At 52.7% G+C, this 16,896-nt stretch carries 10 protein-coding genes and 6 pseudogenes; 9 read left to right on the forward strand and 7 right to left on the reverse strand.

Going from position 1 to position 16,896, the window contains the following annotated elements; genetic code table 11:
• Nucleotides 1-211 precede the first annotated feature (211 nt).
• Nucleotides 212-1,279 (reverse strand): annotated as a pseudogene (locus tag AC6I9R_RS17495) (IS3 family transposase).
• Between the two features lie 252 nt (nt 1,280-1,531).
• Entirely contained in the window at nt 1,532-2,410 is an 879-nt protein-coding gene (locus AC6I9R_RS17500) for a calcium-binding protein (protein WP_461427195.1), read from the reverse strand.
• 224 nt (nt 2,411-2,634) lie between these two features.
• Between AC6I9R_RS17500 and AC6I9R_RS17505 the strand changes: the two are divergent.
• The 3 genes and pseudogenes from AC6I9R_RS17505 to AC6I9R_RS17515 form a co-directional block, all read left to right on the forward strand.
• Nucleotides 2,635-2,926: pseudogene (locus AC6I9R_RS17505) on the forward strand (transposase); the annotation flags it as partial.
• A gap of 68 nt (nt 2,927-2,994) precedes the next feature.
• Nucleotides 2,995-3,556, forward strand: a pseudogene (locus tag AC6I9R_RS17510) (transposase family protein); the annotation flags it as partial.
• A 155-nt stretch (nt 3,557-3,711) separates the two neighbouring features.
• Entirely contained in the window at nt 3,712-3,921 is a 210-nt protein-coding gene (locus tag AC6I9R_RS17515) for a hypothetical protein (protein WP_461427194.1), read from the forward strand.
• A 1,165-nt stretch (nt 3,922-5,086) separates the two neighbouring features.
• Here AC6I9R_RS17515 and AC6I9R_RS17520 read toward each other — a convergent pair.
• The 3 genes and pseudogenes from AC6I9R_RS17520 to AC6I9R_RS17530 form a co-directional block, all read right to left on the reverse strand.
• On the reverse strand, nt 5,087-5,896 hold the full coding sequence (locus tag AC6I9R_RS17520; protein ID WP_497863116.1) for an IS3 family transposase: 810 nt from the start codon (nt 5,894-5,896) through the stop codon (nt 5,087-5,089).
• Nucleotides 5,893-6,042: pseudogene (locus tag AC6I9R_RS17525) on the reverse strand (IS3 family transposase); the annotation flags it as partial. The pseudogene AC6I9R_RS17525 and the gene AC6I9R_RS17520, both read right to left, overlap by 4 nt.
• A 15-nt stretch (nt 6,043-6,057) precedes the next feature.
• Nucleotides 6,058-6,260 (reverse strand): annotated as a pseudogene (locus tag AC6I9R_RS17530) (IS3 family transposase); the annotation flags it as partial.
• A gap of 440 nt (nt 6,261-6,700) precedes the next feature.
• Between AC6I9R_RS17530 and AC6I9R_RS17535 the strand changes: the two are divergent.
• From AC6I9R_RS17535 to AC6I9R_RS17545, 3 genes and pseudogenes are all read left to right on the forward strand, one after another.
• Nucleotides 6,701-9,328, forward strand: a complete 2,628-nt coding sequence (locus tag AC6I9R_RS17535; protein ID WP_461427193.1) for a calcium-binding protein — start codon at nt 6,701-6,703, stop codon at nt 9,326-9,328.
• Between the two features lie 130 nt (nt 9,329-9,458).
• Nucleotides 9,459-10,587 (forward strand): annotated as a pseudogene (locus AC6I9R_RS17540) (IS3 family transposase).
• A gap of 233 nt (nt 10,588-10,820) precedes the next feature.
• On the forward strand, nt 10,821-11,006 hold the full coding sequence (locus tag AC6I9R_RS17545; protein WP_461427192.1) for a hypothetical protein: 186 nt from the start codon (nt 10,821-10,823) through the stop codon (nt 11,004-11,006).
• Between the two features lie 527 nt (nt 11,007-11,533).
• Here the strand turns inward: AC6I9R_RS17545 and AC6I9R_RS17550 are convergent.
• Nucleotides 11,534-12,073 carry a hypothetical protein gene (locus AC6I9R_RS17550; RefSeq protein ID WP_461427191.1) on the reverse strand — a complete coding sequence of 180 codons (540 nt, stop codon included), beginning with the start codon at nt 12,071-12,073 and terminating at the stop codon, nt 11,534-11,536.
• Between the two features lie 927 nt (nt 12,074-13,000).
• Here AC6I9R_RS17550 and AC6I9R_RS17555 point away from each other — a divergent pair.
• Together AC6I9R_RS17555 and AC6I9R_RS17560 are read left to right on the forward strand one after the other, a co-directional pair.
• Nucleotides 13,001-14,959, forward strand: a complete 1,959-nt coding sequence (locus AC6I9R_RS17555) for a putative bifunctional diguanylate cyclase/phosphodiesterase (RefSeq protein WP_461427190.1) — start codon at nt 13,001-13,003, stop codon at nt 14,957-14,959.
• A gap of 94 nt (nt 14,960-15,053) precedes the next feature.
• Nucleotides 15,054-15,512, forward strand: coding sequence for an STAS/SEC14 domain-containing protein (locus AC6I9R_RS17560; RefSeq protein ID WP_461427189.1), 459 nt, complete (start codon nt 15,054-15,056; stop codon nt 15,510-15,512).
• A gap of 548 nt (nt 15,513-16,060) precedes the next feature.
• On the opposite strand, the gene AC6I9R_RS17565 is transcribed toward AC6I9R_RS17560, so the two are convergent.
• On the reverse strand, nt 16,061-16,240 hold the full coding sequence (locus AC6I9R_RS17565) for a hypothetical protein (protein ID WP_461427188.1): 180 nt from the start codon (nt 16,238-16,240) through the stop codon (nt 16,061-16,063).
• Nucleotides 16,241-16,492: 252 nt separating this feature from the next.
• On the opposite strand from AC6I9R_RS17565, the gene AC6I9R_RS17570 reads away from it, so the two are divergent.
• Complete coding sequence (locus AC6I9R_RS17570; RefSeq protein WP_461427187.1) at nt 16,493-16,882, forward strand: thermonuclease family protein; 390 nt, start codon at nt 16,493-16,495, stop codon at nt 16,880-16,882.
• The last annotated feature ends 14 nt before the right edge of the window (nt 16,883-16,896 follow it).

Below are 16,896 nucleotides of genomic sequence, written 5' to 3' on the forward strand. Positions count from 1 at the left end.
CGATAACAACGACTGCTACTGTAATTGCGATGAAATCCCACGCGTTGTTCATCACAAAGTTGATGATTTCGTTCATGACTTCCATACCTCAGTCAGGCCAATGTTTGCGTTCGAAGAGCCCTGCTAGCACTGTGACTCGAAGCTGAGGCACTTGACTAGAGCCTTTCTAAACGGCTTTTTCGAGAATGTTTCTAGACGAAGACTTCGTTGTTTAGCCCCCTGTGTCTGGGCCACTGATTTGGGCTTTCTCTAAAATGGTTTCTGGCACGGGCGGACGCATGTTTAGCGCCTGATGAGGGCGGGTGTGATTGCATTTCTTGAGCCAATGATTGATGACGATCTGCGCGTGCTTGGTTGTTGTGAACCATTCCGCGTTGAGAACTTCTCGGCGCAGCGTGCCATTAGACCGCTCGTTGTATGCGTTCTCCCAGGGCGATCCGGGATAGATACGGATTGGCTTGATGCTAACTCTTCGAAGCCAGTCTTGCGTTGCTTCGGCAGCAAACTTGGTGTCGTTGTCAGAGACAATTCTAGCCGGTTTGCCTTAGAGTCGGACCAGCGCATCCAGTTCCCGCGCGACACGGGCACTCAAGATGCTGGTATCGGCCATTAGACACAGGTTCTCGCGGCAGCAATCATCGTTCACAGCCAAGATGCGGAACCGGCGTGATGCCCCGAATGTGTCCGACAGGAAGTCCAGGGACCAGCCTCCATCTAGCCTCAGCGCCACCGACATCGGTGTTCGAGCCCCACGCGCCCGTTTGCGGCCCCGTCGTCGCCTGACGCCAGTTTTTCCTCACTGTACAACCGATACAGCTTCTTGTGGTTCATGATCATTCCCTTGCCCCCCAGCATCACACCGATCCGCCGGTAGCCAAACCGGCGGCGCTTGGCAGCGACGGCCTTCATCTCTGCCCTGATCTCAGGGTTGTCCGGCGGGCGTTCGCGCCGGACGGTCTTTGGATCGACCCCGACAAGTCGGCAGGCCCGGCGTTGCGAGATGTCGTGATCCCGCATCGCCCTAAGCGCTGCCTCTCGCCGCTCATTCGGCGTCGTCAGTTCTTTCCCAGCAGATCCCTCAGAACAGCATTGTCCAGCATCGTATCGGCCAGCAAGCGCTTGAGCCTAGCATTCTCGTCTTCCATCGCCCTCAACTTGGCGACTTCAGACACCTCCATGCCGCCATACTTCGATATGTATTTGTAAAACGTGCCCTGGCTTAGAGCGTGCTTGCGGCACACCTCCGCCGTCGGCATTCTAGCTCCTGCTCCTTGATCATCCCGATGATCTGTGCCTCGGTGAAACGGCTCTTTCGCGTTTGTTTGCTCCTTCAAAAGGTTGAGCAAACCCTACGTGACAATGCGGGAGATTTCGAGGGCAGGTCATCGACAATAGCGCGTGTTGGGGCAGACCCATTTTCAGCTGGACCGAACAGCCGTCATGCGTCTAGTCCAAAATACCTGGTCCCGACTCTTCAGAGGCAGATAGCGGCGCCACAATGCAGCTTCTTCAAGACTTACACAGAGCGCAGTCAATAACCCACACTTCTCGCTTGAATGTTGAGCTCCGAAACGTCTTCAACTCCTTCAAGGAAAACAACTGGTATGCCGTTCACGATCACCTCCACTCCAGCTTCGACTTGCCGTAGATCGAAATCAAGATCGCCACCCATTTGATCGTCCCTGATTTCGACCAATAGCGACTCTGTCGACGCATCGAAATCGAAAATATGCGAAATTGCGCCAGGCTCTCCATCACCGGAGAAAACGTGGAAGAAATCAATACCTTCTCCTCCAACCAGAAGGTCGTCGTTTTCCCCTATGAGGGTATCATTTCCTTCGCCACCGTGGAGCTCTGAGGCAGCAGCTTCATCTCCAAGAAACGGATTGGCGACTGCGACAACTAGATCATCTCCTTCGCCACCCCATAAAGTATCGGATCCCTGCCCACCAAAAAGAAAATCACTTCCCGCACCACCATTCACTAGGTCTGAGGAGTACCCTCCAACGAGCAAGTCGCTACCTTCCGTGCCAGCGATATTATTGTCGATGTCTTCCGCAAATTCGACTTTCACAAACGCACTCAAATCAAAGTCGTTTTCGTATGGAGCATTGGATGCGCGAGGTTGATTGAATTCCTCTCCTTCCGCATTCAAGTCAACTAGATCAGGCACAGCGGGTTCTAAATCAAGGTCAGCCGGCGCGTTCTCAGTGAACTCTTCATCGAAACCCGGCGGCACGAAGTCAAGGAGGTCAGTCTGGTCAGGTGAGCCACTAGATCCGTGATGCTTCAAGAAATCGTCATCAGGCTCAAGGTTTCCATCTGGCACCTGGGCATCGTCTTCAGCGCCATCTGGCAGCATGAAAGACACACCGATACCCATCGCCAATAATGCAAGAATACCAATCATTATCTTTCTTTCGCTAGCGAGAAAACCCTCTTTCTTGTAACATAAGAAAAGGGCTTGACGACCGATAGTTGGAAGCTTGGTTAACGCGCTTCGTAGCCTTGACAGACATGTCTGGTGGAATTGGACTAACCTTAGCCTTAGCCCCCTCTACCAATAGCCTCGCTCGTCTGAGCCTCCCCCAAAGAAGTGGTTCGCCCCATAATTTGGAATGCGGAGGACCTGAAATGGCGATTAGGAGGCTCAAGTCCGAGGGAATTGTCGCAAAGTCACGTCAGGTTGAATTTCTAATGGCGCAAGGCATGCCCCAGATTGATGCGATCCGTCAGATTGGTTTGGCTCAGCAAACCTATTACCACTAGAAGAATAAGTACGGCGGAATGGGCGCGGAACAACTGAAGGAATTGAAGCGACTACAGAAGGAGAATGAGCGCCTTCTTCGTGCCGTTTCCGATTTTACATTGGACAAGCCGATCCTCTTGGAAGCCGTACGGGAAACTTCGTAGCCCCTCGCGTCGTCCATTGCCCGGCAGGCGATTGCAAAGCAATCTACCGAGAGGGGCGCCTGCTTCAACCTGATCCGCAGCCAAATGAAGGTTTCTGAGCGACGGGTTTGCCGTGTTCTGGATCAGCACCGGTCCACACGACGGCGATTGCCCGTTGGTCGTGCTGACGAAGAACGTCTGATCGCGGACATGATCGAGCAGATGCGCTAGCATGGCGGACATAGCCATCCCCGGTTTGCTATCCTGCTTAGGACTGCGGGCTGGCAGGAGAACGACAAACGTGTCGAACGTCTGTGGCGGCGCCATGGGCCGAAGGTGCCAATGAAACGAACAAAGAAGGGGCGGTTCTGGCTTAACGGTGGATTATGTATCCGGCTTCGCCCCGAGTATTACAATCACGTCTGGTCATACGACTTTGTGCATCACAGAACGGACGATGGCCGCGCATTCAGGACATTGAACAATCTGGACGAACACAGCCCGGAAAGTCTGGCGATCCGGGAGAAGCGGAAGCTGAATTCAACCGAGATCATCGACGCGTTGACCGGCCAGTTCATCTTGCGCGGCATTCCGACCTATTTCTGTGTCAGACAATGGTCTCGAGTTCAATGCCGAGGCTATCAGAGGGTGGATTACAGCAGTTGTACGAGCGTCGTGAATGCACTTGACGGTGTCGACAAAAGTCTTTCGGCGTCGATCACTCTTCAAGTGAGCGGGCCCAATTTTGGCCAGAATTAAAGAGTTCACTAAACCTTGAGACTCGATGCGCACTATCCAAGTGTCCCAAGGAAACAGAAAATGTCGCAAGAGACCATGCTGGATGTTGTTGCTGATCTCCTTGAAGCGGCAAAGCACCACGACTTCCCAATTTCTAGTTGTTTTCAAGTTAAGCTCATCGAAGCTTTCCTGCTGGACATCGGGAAATCTGAAGAGGAAGTCAATGAGATCCTCGGCTTTCAAGCGATGAATACGCGGCGCATCGTTGCTCCAAGTGACCTGTTCTTCTGAAAAGTCCGAAGGGCATTGTCAGAAGAACTTCGCTTGAGCGGGGCAGGTCGGTCTCATAGCGTTGAGAAATGAACTAACGCTCCCCTTTCAAGTTGGACCTGTCTCGTTTTACTGCCGCCCTAGTTGCTCGTTTATCCGTTCTCCCATGCACTGCCCGTGAGGGCATCGCATGGCGATGTCCCGAGAGCGGTGACCCCGGCTCGACGAATGCTGTTTTGGCCCCAACTTGCTGTCATCCACCCACTGATAGCCTCAGGCGTCAGATTCAGATGGCCGATCACTCCGCGAGAATGGCATTACTTCAGCCGCCTCGTGTGAATAGCCTAGTGGCAGTTTCTCATTTCTCCAGCGAGGGTGATTGTTTTCAAGCGTTGTCATTCAGCGCTACGGCACTGGCAGCAAGGTCGGGGTCGAGACAAATCTTGGACCGCAACGTCCCTTTTCTCTCGGCTAGGCTGTGGCCCTGAATTTTGGGTCACGGATGTCATCCCAATGCCCCGCTAGGAAACTAGCGGTAATCTGATGCCCATGAGTCAGTTCGAGGCTGAATATGTCAGCCGACAAGACCGCGATCACACGGTAGATGTCCGGAGCCGATGGAAAGCCGGGTGCCCCATTAACACCTAGGCTGACTTCGAGGTTTGAAGCTACAGATGCGAGTGTGAAGCAGATACTGAGGGCGGGCAGGTTCGGGAAACAATCGGCTAGTTCTCGAGCAACTACACAAATGGATTTGCGACGCACGATCAAGTGCTCGGCTGCAAACGCCTCCATGAGCGTCAAATCTCGCACCGTGCTTCGCAACAAACTGGACCAACCTAGTTACCAAATAGCCGTTAACACATACTAACAAAAATGGACTAGGGATTGTTCTCGCGGAGCATCGGCCATCAAGGCGGCGGTACACGGCTGGACGGTGCAGTTGGAGGAAACTGACTTGAGCGGGGCGGGGCGTTCCCATAGCCCTACGGGATGAACAGTTGACCGCCATTCTAGTACTTCAATACGAGCCCAGTGACCTGCCCCCCGAAACACAGCCCGTTGTGTACAGGGATTGTGGTTCGTCTAGACTATTGATTCCTGTGTCAGCGTCAACGGCGCTCGAAAACGAAAGTGTCTAGCCCCCTTTTTCTGGGCCACTGATCGAGGGTTTCTCTAAAAGGGTTTACGGAACAGGCGGACGCATGTTGAGCGCCTGATGCGGCCGGATGTGATTGTACTGCTTGAGCCAGTGATTGATGACGATCTGAGCCTGGTCGGTCGTCGTGAACCACTCCGCATTGAGAACCTCTCGGCGCAGCGTGCCGTTAAACCGCTCGTAGTATGCGTTCTCCCAGGGCGATCCGGGATAGATACGGATCGGCTTGATACCAACTCTTCGAAGCCATGCTTGCATCGCTTCGGCAGCGAACTCAGGCCCGTTGTTTGATCGAAAGAACTCTGGGGTACCATGCTTCATAAGCAGTGGATAAAGCACTTCGAGGACATCGTCGGCTCCCATTCTAGTGCGCACCGTTACCGTCAAGGCTTGCCGCGTGAACTCGTCGAGAACCGTGAGCATCTTGTAGCTCCGAGCATTGCAGAACTTGTCGTGGACGAAGTCAATGGCCCAGACATGGTTCGGATGCGTGGGCCGCATTCGGATGATCGAGCTGTCCTTGTGATAGAGCCGTTTGCGCTTCTTGTGCCGTTGTGGAAGCTGCAATCCTTCCTCGCGCCACAGCCGCTCGACCTTCTTGTGATTAACCCGCCAGCCCTCAACGTGAAGCAGCTCAGTGATTTTGCGATAGCCATACCGACCGTACTGCTTCGCCAGCCGTATGATTGCTAGCCGCAGTGCATCGTCATCTCTCGGTGTCGGCCAATATTGCAGGGAGCTTCGCGCGACGCCAATCACCCGACACGCCCGCCGCTCAGACGTGGCGAACTTCTGGCGTGTGTGAATGACGGCCTGACGAAGCTCCTCTGTGGTCAGGCCCTGGGCTTTAGATGGTTCAGGCTTTCCTTGAGAATGAGCTTGTCCAGTTCGAGCTCGGCGACGATCTTCTTCAGCCGCGCGTTCTCTTTCTCCAAGCTCTTCAGTTCTGTCAACTGCGAACGTCCCATCCCACCGAACCGCTTCCGCCAGTTGTATTATGTGGCATCGCTGATCCCGACAAGTCGGCAGGCCCGGCGTTGCGAGATGTCGTGATCCCGCATCGCACTAAGCGCTGCCTCTCGCCGCTCATTCGGCGTCGTCAGTTCTTTCCCAGCAGATCCCTCAGAACGGCATTGTCCAGCATCGTATCGGTCAGCAAGCGCTTGAGCCTAGCATGCTCGTCTTCCATCGCCCTCAGCTTATGGATGGCAAGGTTCGGTTCGTCGACAACATCTCTTAGAGCGGCTGTGGCAGTCCCTGAATTACGAATGCGTCTACGTGCACACCTAGGAGTCCGGATTAGAGGTACAGGCTCCCGTCAGGAAGTGGATGTAATTCTACAATCAGAAGCGACCACATTCAGCACTTGGCGGCAAGCCACCTGCCGTCGTCTATTGGAAGCGAAACGAAACAACCAACCCCGATCAGCAAGGGCAAGAGGTAACCCAATTTACGCCAGTTCTTGTCCAAGAAATGGAGACCAGCTCACTAGTGTTACCCTTGCTCACCACCTTTAAGAAAAATTTTCAACTTAGATCTCATTTCAGCCATCTCTCATCGCTCTTCTGACAAGGTTGTGTCACGCTGAAGGCCTTCACCCCTCCCATCGTCAGCTCCAATAAGTGCATACTGGAGCTCCCGATGATCGATCTCACAATCACAAAAAAGACTCACACAGGTGGTACTCTCAACGAAGAACTCTTTAATGTGAATGTCCTTGTCGGAGCGCATACTGGCGAAACACCTTGGGGCGGAAATGAAGGAAATGAACTAGGCTTTCTAACCAACGAAGCCCTTGCCGCATTGGAAAAGCTTGGCGTCTCGTCAGTACGTTTCCCGGCCGGCCAAGACAAAGCGATCTTCTCTGAAACTGGGATGCTTGTCGACGGTGATTTACCACCGTTCTTGCGGAACTTCTTAGAACATGCTCAAGAGCTAGGAATTAGTGTGAATCTTGTTCTGCCAGTTGAATCTTTGGAGAAATTTGGCGGCCCAAACCAAGCCGAAATTCTAAATGGGATTGAGAAAATTGCTTCCATCGTGGCGCGAGATTTCCCAGACACAGTTACTGGTTACGAACTAGGCAACGAATATTGGGGTGGGCGCACTCCGGGAGACGAGTCGCGCGAGACTGCTTATGGAGAAGCCGCTGGTATGGCTGCAGTGGCGATCCACAACGGCGCTTCCGAGTTTGGCATGGATCCGCACATCATTCTTCAAGCTAGCGGCAACCTGGGCGGAGCATTCGGTAATTCCCTATCGACTGCCAATATGGCTATACAGGAAGCCTTTGCATCCGTAAATGGCGCCATGGAAACGGTCGATGGTGTGCTTCGGAACTTCTATTGGCGTGACGGTAATGCAGGTGCATTTGATAACGACTCGGGAATATTTGCAGAAGATCGCGGGCTCGACGAAAATCTGAATGGTTGGGGAAACGCAAATTGGGATACCTGGGCTGGCAAGGATCTAGAGACGTATGTGGGTGAATACAATATCACGAACCTTTTGTCCTTTTCTGAAAGTGGTTTGGATCTTGGGATACATGGTGCATCGTTTTTCCTTGAGCATCTAACAAACATGGTTGAGGCAGGTGTCGACACTGCCTTCGCGTGGCCGTTCTTACATGCAACTCGAAATTCCTTCCTGCTTCAACACGAGGACATTGAGGTCACCTCCATCCATGGAATGGAAATAATGACCAACACAACTCGAGGTGCGATGTTTGATCTTTTGCGTCAGTCCGTGGTTGGTGATGAACTCCTTGACCTTGAATGGGAAACTGACAGTTCCGTAGAAGTCACCGCATTCCAGGACGTTGCAGAATCTGTGAACGGTGTTACCGTTAACTCGTATACTCAGACTGTCTTTTTTAGCTCACGCAATGACCAGTTTGAGACGCTTGATGTCGATCTTTCTGCGCTTGTCTCAGGATATTCCCATGTTAGTGGCCTAAGCATATTTTATAATGAAGTGAACAATCATCACCGAGATGCAATTATTACTGAGGTAACAAGCATTGACAAAAACTTGGACGGAATTTTTAGTCTCGATTTGAAACCCTACGAGGTTGTCCAGCTGACCTTTCACTATGGTCACGCAATGGCTCCGGATGGGGCTATAGTGTTTACTCAAGGCTCCACCGTTCACAAAGGCACTGACGCCGACGAGAAGCTTATGCTTTACGATGGTGATGATACCATTCATGGCGGAGGCGGCGACGATTTGATTGATGGGGGGAATGGCGCCGATCTTCTTTATGGAGGCGGGGGTAACGATACGTTGGTTGGCGGCGGTTTCGCAGACACGATCTTCGGTGGACACGGCGACGATCTAATTCATGGAAACTGGGGACGCGACGTTATCTCTGGCGGTGAAGGTAATGACACCATCTACAGTGGAACTATGGATGACGCGGTGTATGGTGATGACGGCGATGATCTGGTGAAGGCTTCAAGTGGGAACGATAGTATCTGGGGAGGCAGTGGCCAAGACAGTCTTTATGGCTACGATGGAAACGATCAGATTGCAGGTGGTATTGGTGCTGATTTCATCGACGGGGGCCGCGGGAACGATTTCCTGAACGGAGGCGACCAAGAGGACTTAATCTACGGGGGAGGCGGCCGTGATGAGATCTGGGGCGGCAATCAGGGTGACACCATCTACGGCGGCGCAGGCGTGGACACCATCCGCGGCGGTCAGGGCGAGGACCTGATTTTTGGCGGCAATGAACGCGACATTATACTGGGCGACAACAGCAACGACACACTTTACGGCGAAGACGGTAACGACGTGGTACGCGGCGGCAATGGCCAAGACCTGATCTATGGCGGCGTAGGCAATGACCGTCTTTTCGGGGCCAATCACGATGACACTATCTACGCCGGCGAAGGCAATGATCTGGTGCGCGCCGGGTTCCAGTCCGATTGGGTCCATGGCGGCGCGGGGAATGACTACATAGTGGGCGGCGGTGGGTTTGACACGCTGATCGGCGGAGAGGGCAACGACACGATGGAAGGCAATTTCAACGCCGACCGCTTCGTGTTTGAGGATGGTCACGGCAACGACGTAATCCTTGATTTCGATGCCAGCAATGATGCTGAAAAAATATCCTTTAACGACTTGTCGACTATTGACACCTACGAAGATGTCATGGCGGCAGCAGTGCAGCAAAGCGAGGGCGTGCTAATCTCGACATCTGCTGACAGTAGCATTTTTTTGGTCGGCGTGAATCTACTTGATCTCGGGTCTGAAGACTTTGTGTTTTGACTATGCAGTTGCTCTTTGTAGCATCATCCTACTAGCCGCTTCGGTTTTAGTTCACTTCAATCAAAAGTGGACCTGTCTCGGTTTGATGCCGCTCCTTTGATAGCATTTACTGCAACAAAGGAGACTGACCATGGGACTGAACCGGACAGACGAATTCCGTGCTGATGCGGTGCATATTGCACTGACAAGTGGACTTACGCGTAAGCACGTGCCTGAAGATCTTGGTGTCGGCAGGTCGACACTCAACAAGTGGATCGCGGCACATCGAGACATCGATTGGGTTTCGAAAGAGAATTTGGACCTTGCCAAAGAGAACGATCGGCTTCGGCGCGAGAACCGGCTTCTCAAGGAGGAAAGGGAGACCTTAAAAAAGGCCACCCAGTTCTTCGCGGGCCTAAAACAATGAGGTTTAGCTTTGTCGAAGAACACCGAGGCCATTTCCCCGCTAACCGGTTGTGCGACGTTGTTGGCGTCAGTGCGCGTGGATTACGTGCATTCCGCAATCGCCCTGCCAGTCGAAGACAACGGTCTGATATGGTCACTCTGGAACACATCAAAGAACAGTCCCGCCTGAGCCTTGGTAGCTACGGCAGGCCGCGAATGACCGAAGAGTTGAAAGAGATCGGTGTGGATGTTGGCCATCGTCGCGTTGGCCGTTTGATGCGCCAGAACGGAATTTACGTCGTCAGAAACCGCAAACATGAGGTCACAACCGATAGCGATCAAAAGTTCAATATTGCGCCAAACCTGCTCAACCGCGACATTGCGGCTGATCTACCGAGCCAGAAGTGGGCCGGTGACATTAGCTATGTCTGGACGCGCGAAGGCTGGCTGTACTTGGCTGTGATCCTGGATTGCATTCCCGTCGCGTTGTCGGCTGGGCCGTCAGCAATCGGATAAAATGCGACCTGGCGATCCGGGTACTGAAAATGCCGTTTGCCTTCCGTGCGCCACCCAAAGGCTGCATCCACCACACGGATCGTGCGTCGCAATATTGCTCTCACGACTACCAGAAGATCTTGCGCCAGAACGGCTTCAAGGTGTCGATGAGCGGCAAAGGTAATTGTTACGGCAATACCGCTGTTGAGACCTTCTTCAAGACCATCAAAGCCGAACTGATATGGCGGCGGTGATGGGAAACGCGCAGGCAGGCCAAGTTGGCAATCTTTGAGTACATTAACGGCTTCTACAATCTGCGCCGACGGCACTCAGCACTCCGCTGGAAAAGCCCAGCCGACTTCAAACGGAAAGTAGCCTAAACGAGCAACTGGGGCGGCACTAAAACGAGACAGGTCCAAAATGATTGCTCAGGAAAAACAAGGATGCGTGCTTCGCTTCAGTTCCTAGGGGACAATCCGCCCCCTCTACGCAAAGAGTCTGAGGCAAGCTAAAGGCGCTGTTAGAAACAGTCTGCCTGAGCTCCGTGCCGAAGAATTAGCGTTTTGTTAACCTATCTCTGCGGATACCTGCTTGTCATCTTGAGGAGAAGGGCATGACATACTCTGTAGCTGTCTTCGACACGGTCGAGGCTCTGTTGGTTTCTCAAAAACCGCCGAAACAGGACAAAGCACTTCTCGGGATGGATGACTACGTCATCATGTTAAGCATGGATTGCGCGCTAGCAATGGACGACGTGCGAACTCGTTTGAAAGACCGAATGAAACTGGCGCGGGGATAATTTAACCTGCAGTTAATACTGCATCCCTAGACTCAGTTTGAGCAGTCACTAAACTTATCAACTCAAGAATCTTAAATGATTGCGTTTCCCGATGAGGGATCGCCTAGGCTATCCACTTCGACGCCGCTCCTGAAAAAGGGCGGCGTTTGTGCTGCTAGCAAGTACTGCCTGTTCTTGATCGGCATCACGTGTTCCTAGGGTGCGCTTAGGTGATCTAAAGACTTGTGAGCACTGTTAGGTGTTCAAATCCGAAATTCAGCTTTCAGAATGTCGTGGCATTCGATGCCGTTGTTACTTTGAGCCCATCGTAGCTTGGACCCAACAGAGCAGTAATTCGGATTCTCAACGTGAGCGGCAGAAAAGTCCGCGTTGCAGTCATTCATCCTTACTCCAATTGTGCTAGTTTAGCGAATGGCTGGTTCAAGGGGCTGCACCGCAGCATTAACATCAAGCGCCGGTGGTCTGATATGGGCCGCGCGTGTCGATGGTCGGTGGCAAGGCTGACTGGAGACTGGCACGCGCCCGGTTTACTGGCCTGGCAGCAGCGGTAGGGTCAGGTACGGGGCGCGACGAATGTCGTATTGCGGCTCAACGGACATGCCGTAGAGCGTGTAGGCGCAGGTGAGCTGATGAACCTGCCTTGTATCTGCATCGACCACATAGCCAACCGACAGCTCGGGGCCAAATTGCGGGGTCGGGCCGATCATGCCCTCGATCCGTTCGGTCCCATCTATATTGGCTGTGCAGGTGGCCGACAGCACGCCTTGCGCCATGCTTTGTCGCTGCGCCTCGATGCCAGCGGCGGCGTCTTCGGCATCCATCTGCCACGCCAGTGTCCAACCGCACGCGCCATCGCTGTTCCAAGCGCCGCCTTGGTAATGCAGCGTGTCGGGCTGGCCCTCCGGGCTGATCGTCTCCACAAGAAAGTGACCGTCAGGCAAGAAGGACTGCCGATAGACTTGCTCGGCCCCCGCCATTCGGTTCAAGTTCTCTGCAATATAGGGTCCATCAGCAGTCAGGTCTGTCGTCAGCAGCGTTTGCAGCCCTTGGACGCAGTCATCGGCCAACGCTGGGGCAGCGAAAGGGTGAGGAAGAGGGCAAGAAATGGGCGCATTGCAAAGGCTCAGGCAGTTAAAAGGTGCAATCACCATAACACACCTTGCACGCCTATGAGCGAGTGCGGAAATCAATAGTCGACTGCACGGCTTATTAGATGGGCGAATGGCAGCCATCCGCTGGATGACGAACCGACGGCTGCTGTGCGGGCCTCACTGCTCGTTACTAAAGATGCAGCATCGCCTCCGCGTCCACTTAGAGCCCGGCTTGTCGGCTTGCTTCGACGCAGCTAACGTCCGCTTTCGGAAGTCAGATATTTGAAGCTCACCGCGAGCGGATTAAAGTTCTCAATCCCTGAGAGGAACTGCTGCCGTCTGAAGCTGTCACGACGCAAATTGTCACGGCCAAGTGCGGCACCTGGTGCTAACAGCGCTTGGGCATTAACCATTCGTTAACCATCTGCCCTTAGGTAGTGCTCATCTGCAACGGTAGTTTTAGCGAGGAGAAATGCACGAGCTTCATAAAGTGAGACTGCGCAGAGTTGTGGTTTGTTTCTGCCGAGCCTCCAAGAGGATGCGACAGAATGCTAGTACTTCGCAGGTAAAAGTTCTTAGAAAGCAAATAGGTAAGGCGGGGCCTTTCATCAAGATCATCGACCTACAGACTGATACACTATCATGAGAAGTGGTCATCATGCGACCCGTGACGTCGCACTCAATGCAAGCGACCGAACTTTGCCAACTAAGCAGGACATCGGCCAACTTGAATTCATCACTTCGGACTTTCTAAACCCACGGTTGGATAGTCAGAGGATCTTAGCAGCCTTCCTCAGTCACCCTTCCCCCATAGCATTGTTCGACGCTCATACAAGGCTCCTAGCCTGCAACAGTGCTTACAAGTCATCCATGGCAAGGGCACCAAGTTCAATCACTCCAGGAATGACGCTCGAAGAGATCGCTAGGACAGCGCTGAGGGATGGCTTATTGAAACATGTGTCCCCTGACGGCCGAACTTCAGTCCAAGACTATCTGAAAGCATCAGACCCCTCGATACCTTTTCAAGATCTCGAATTCGAAGGGGATATCCACCACCGTGTCATACGAAGCGTCACTCCGCTTGGTGATACCATGATCACAAGGCTAGATTCTACGGCCCTAGTTCGGGAAAGGAGGAACGCCGAAAAAGCACATAGCCGGCTTCTGTCGGCATTGAATGCTTATCCATTTCCCTTTGCCATCTACGACGAAACGGATTGCATTGTCATCTGGAACGCAGCGTACGAGCATTCCATGAGTCGCACTAACGGGTTTATCAAGACTGGCATGCATCGAACCGTCATTGCCGAGCACGCAATCCGCTCAGGCCTTATCGCAGATGCCGTAGGCAATGAAGATGCCTGGTCTTCCCTCCAACACCAGGAGCAACATGTTCGCAGGCCAGTGCAGGACTTGAGGCTTGATGGCGACATTCATCACAGGCTCTATCGAACTAGAGCTCCAAACGGCGACCTTGTGATTTTGAGAGTAGACATCACGGAACTAGTAAATAAAACGCGAGAAGTGGAAGCTTACGCGAAGGACTTAGAACTCGCTAATGCTGAGATCGTGCACCAGGCCAACCATGACCAACTAACTGGACTCGCAAATCGTCGCCTGCTGAGTGCCGAAGTCGAGAAACTTAAATCGCGACCCAATAACTCACCAAGTAGAATGGCGGCGTTGGCTATCGATCTCGACCACTTCAAATTGATCAATGATAGTTTGGGTCACGCTGCCGGCGACGAGATTCTGTCTGCAGTTGGAATGGTCCTGCTTGAGGAAGCCTGTGAGGCTGATTTGGTCGCTCGAGTTGGGGGAGACGAATATATCATTCTCGTGAACCAACTCGCGGACGGTCGGCGGGCCGAAGACTTGGCGCAAAGGATTATAGGACGGCTCGAGGAAGATATAGATCTTCGTTTTGAACACTGCCGCGTCGGTGCGTCCATTGGTGTAGCTTCTGAACCATCTTCGAGTACTGGCGACCTCCTCCTGCATGCAGACGTCGCACTCAATCGCGCAAAGTCAGAAGGGCGTGGACGCGTCAACCGGTTCCATCAAAAAGATTTGGACGCGATATTGGAGCGCCGCTCGATGTGCGTTGACATGGAGCGGGCCATTCTGGGACATGAATTCCAACCATATTTTCAGCCACAGATAGATGCGAAGACAAAGCGGTTAGTGAGCGTGGAAGTATTGGCGCGCTGGGACCACCCAAGACTTGGGCTGGTCGGGCCAAGTTTTTTTCTGTCCCAGGCTGAAGAACTAGGCCTGCTAGCCAAGATTGATGGCTCAATATTTGACGCAGCGATGAGACAGGCGGCTGAGTGGTTGATCATTACCGACAGGCCGCCGAACCTATCATTCAATATTGGCTCCGAACGAATACGCATAAGCATGGGCGAGATTATTGAACGCTCAAATAATTATCCAGGCACGGTATCCCTTGAGGTGCTGGAAACTGTGTTTATCGAAGAAGAGAGCAGAAGTTTTTTTCGTTGTCTTAAACATGCTCGAGCGGCTGGGATTCAAATCGAAGTTGACGATTTCGGCAGCGGCCGAACATCAATCCTCGCGTTGCAAAAGCTGTCGCCAGATGCAGTGAAAATCGATGGTCGTATCGTAAGGCGGCTAGGAATTGACCAAAATTCCAGAGAACTATTGCGGGCCATTGTTAATATAGGCCGCATTTTCGGTGCGTGCGTAACCGCCGAAGGTGTTGAAACTGAAGCTCAGGCAGAAGCGCTAGTAGAACTGGGCTGCGACGTACTTCAAGGCTACTTCTTTGCGGCGCCGATGAATGGAGCAGAATTTACAGAGTACTTGCAGTTAGAAGAATCCAGGCGTTTCGCCTCATGAGCGTTTCCGCCTTTTTGGAGTGGCACTATCTATCTTCGAGTATAAAGGGTGAAGTGATTTGCCAGTTTCGTACAAGATTTATCGCGAACTCAGATTGAAATATGTCAAAGTTAGTGGAAGAACGGATTTGACAGAAATGAAAACTGCTGCCTTAAATTTTTTTGAAGATCCAGAATTCAGAAAAGACATTCGGTTTTTAGTCGACCTAGATGAGCTTTCTGACGCACGGGCACGCTTCAGGGATGTCTTTTCCTTGAAGGGGTTCTACCAGCGAGGCTTTGGCAAACTTGACCGCCCCGTCGACGTTGCCATTGCGGCACCGAGCGATCTTGGATACGGAATATCTCACATGTTCTACATGCTCATGTTAGATCATAAGACCATGAACGTGAGAATTTTTTCTTCCATTTCTGAGGCGTTGACTTGGCTACAAGTAGACCGCATGGAGTTTGAGTCATTCAAACGACGTGATTTTTTGGGGTCGAGAGAAAAAGACAAATCGCTCCAGGCATTGCCTTCTTTGAAACGCGAATTGCCAGTTTCCGACACCTAACGATCCTGTTTGGAAACCTCGCATTAGGCATTCTGTTTGGCATTTCTCGCCTCCTTACGCCATGCAACACAGCTACTTGGTTCGTAGTAAACTACGACATTTACAGATCGAAAAGCGGTCGTTAGAGCGTCAGCAGTCAAGGGCGGCTTCGTCCCGAACTGCTTCTCGGCGATCAATAGTTACCGGGAACGCCGAGGCTTGAACTCCACAACAGAACAGTCAGGCTCATCGAGAGCTGGCCGCCGCCGCAGCGCATTGTAGTCAACGGGAAGCATTGCTGCCAAACGAATGCGGGCTTCTTTCCTTGGCAAACCTGTGTCTAGGCTTAGAGCAATGACCAGATCTTCAAAAACCCTCATGGGATCGGCAGTTGAACTGTTCTCCGCCGAACACACAATGTCGGCTGCAACGCCGAAAACCGAATCCGAATATCCCAAGACATTCTCCCCGTTGTGACACGGTCAGTATCTGTGGATATTGGTTAACAAACACCTAACCACCAAAAATGATGAGCAAAGCGTAGTTCTGCCGAGGCATTATGCGGACATTTAACTTTCACGGGCAGCTGGTGAGGCAAAAGCGCCTCCCGGTCGCATCGTTGCTTTGAGACGCGCCTTTTCTTCTGCAATCATGCGATCCAGTGCGCGACATGTATGCACATATCCAAGGTCGCGCGCCGTGCCGGCAGCACAGGTGAGTTTTGTTAGGTGGTCTGTCAGATGGGTCATGACGTTCCTTTCCTATCGATGTCTGGAGAATCGTCAATCTTCGTTAATGAAGAGTTAATCGTTGGATCACATAAGCGGGATCTAGCCGATATCTTGTAGGGGTGGGTGCACATACCCCAAGCTAGTCCGTTGACCTTAAGTAAAGAAAGCGACCCGCTAGAAGACCTTTTCCTGCCCCCTGATTGCTTGCACATCCTCTTCGGTGGGGCCACCTTTGGCCGCTCTGAGTCAACGATAGTGGGACACCAACCGATGCGATACGCCATTGCATTCGCTCTCTTCCTCTTAGCCGTGCAAGTACAGGCGCAGGTGCAAATCCGCGATGCCGACACAATCGTTGTCTCTGGCACTCCCGTGCGCCTGAACGGAGTAGACGCTCCGGAATTGGGCACACAAGCAGGGAGAGATGCCCGTCGATGGATGGTCAATTACCTCTCTGGGCGAGCGGTGGATTGCGATCTCAATGGCGAGCGGACCCATGACCGCTGGGTGGGCGTCTGTTTCGCCGACGGCGAGGACATCGGTGCAGCGCTTATCGCTGCAGGACACGCACTGGATTGTCGCCGGTATTCGGGCGGCCGATATGCGCACCTCGAGACGGCAGCGGCTCGATCACGGATTAGGCGAGCAAACTATTGCTGAGGTGTTGCGCCGCC

The sequence above is a fragment of the Gymnodinialimonas sp. genome (genome assembly GCF_059726805.1).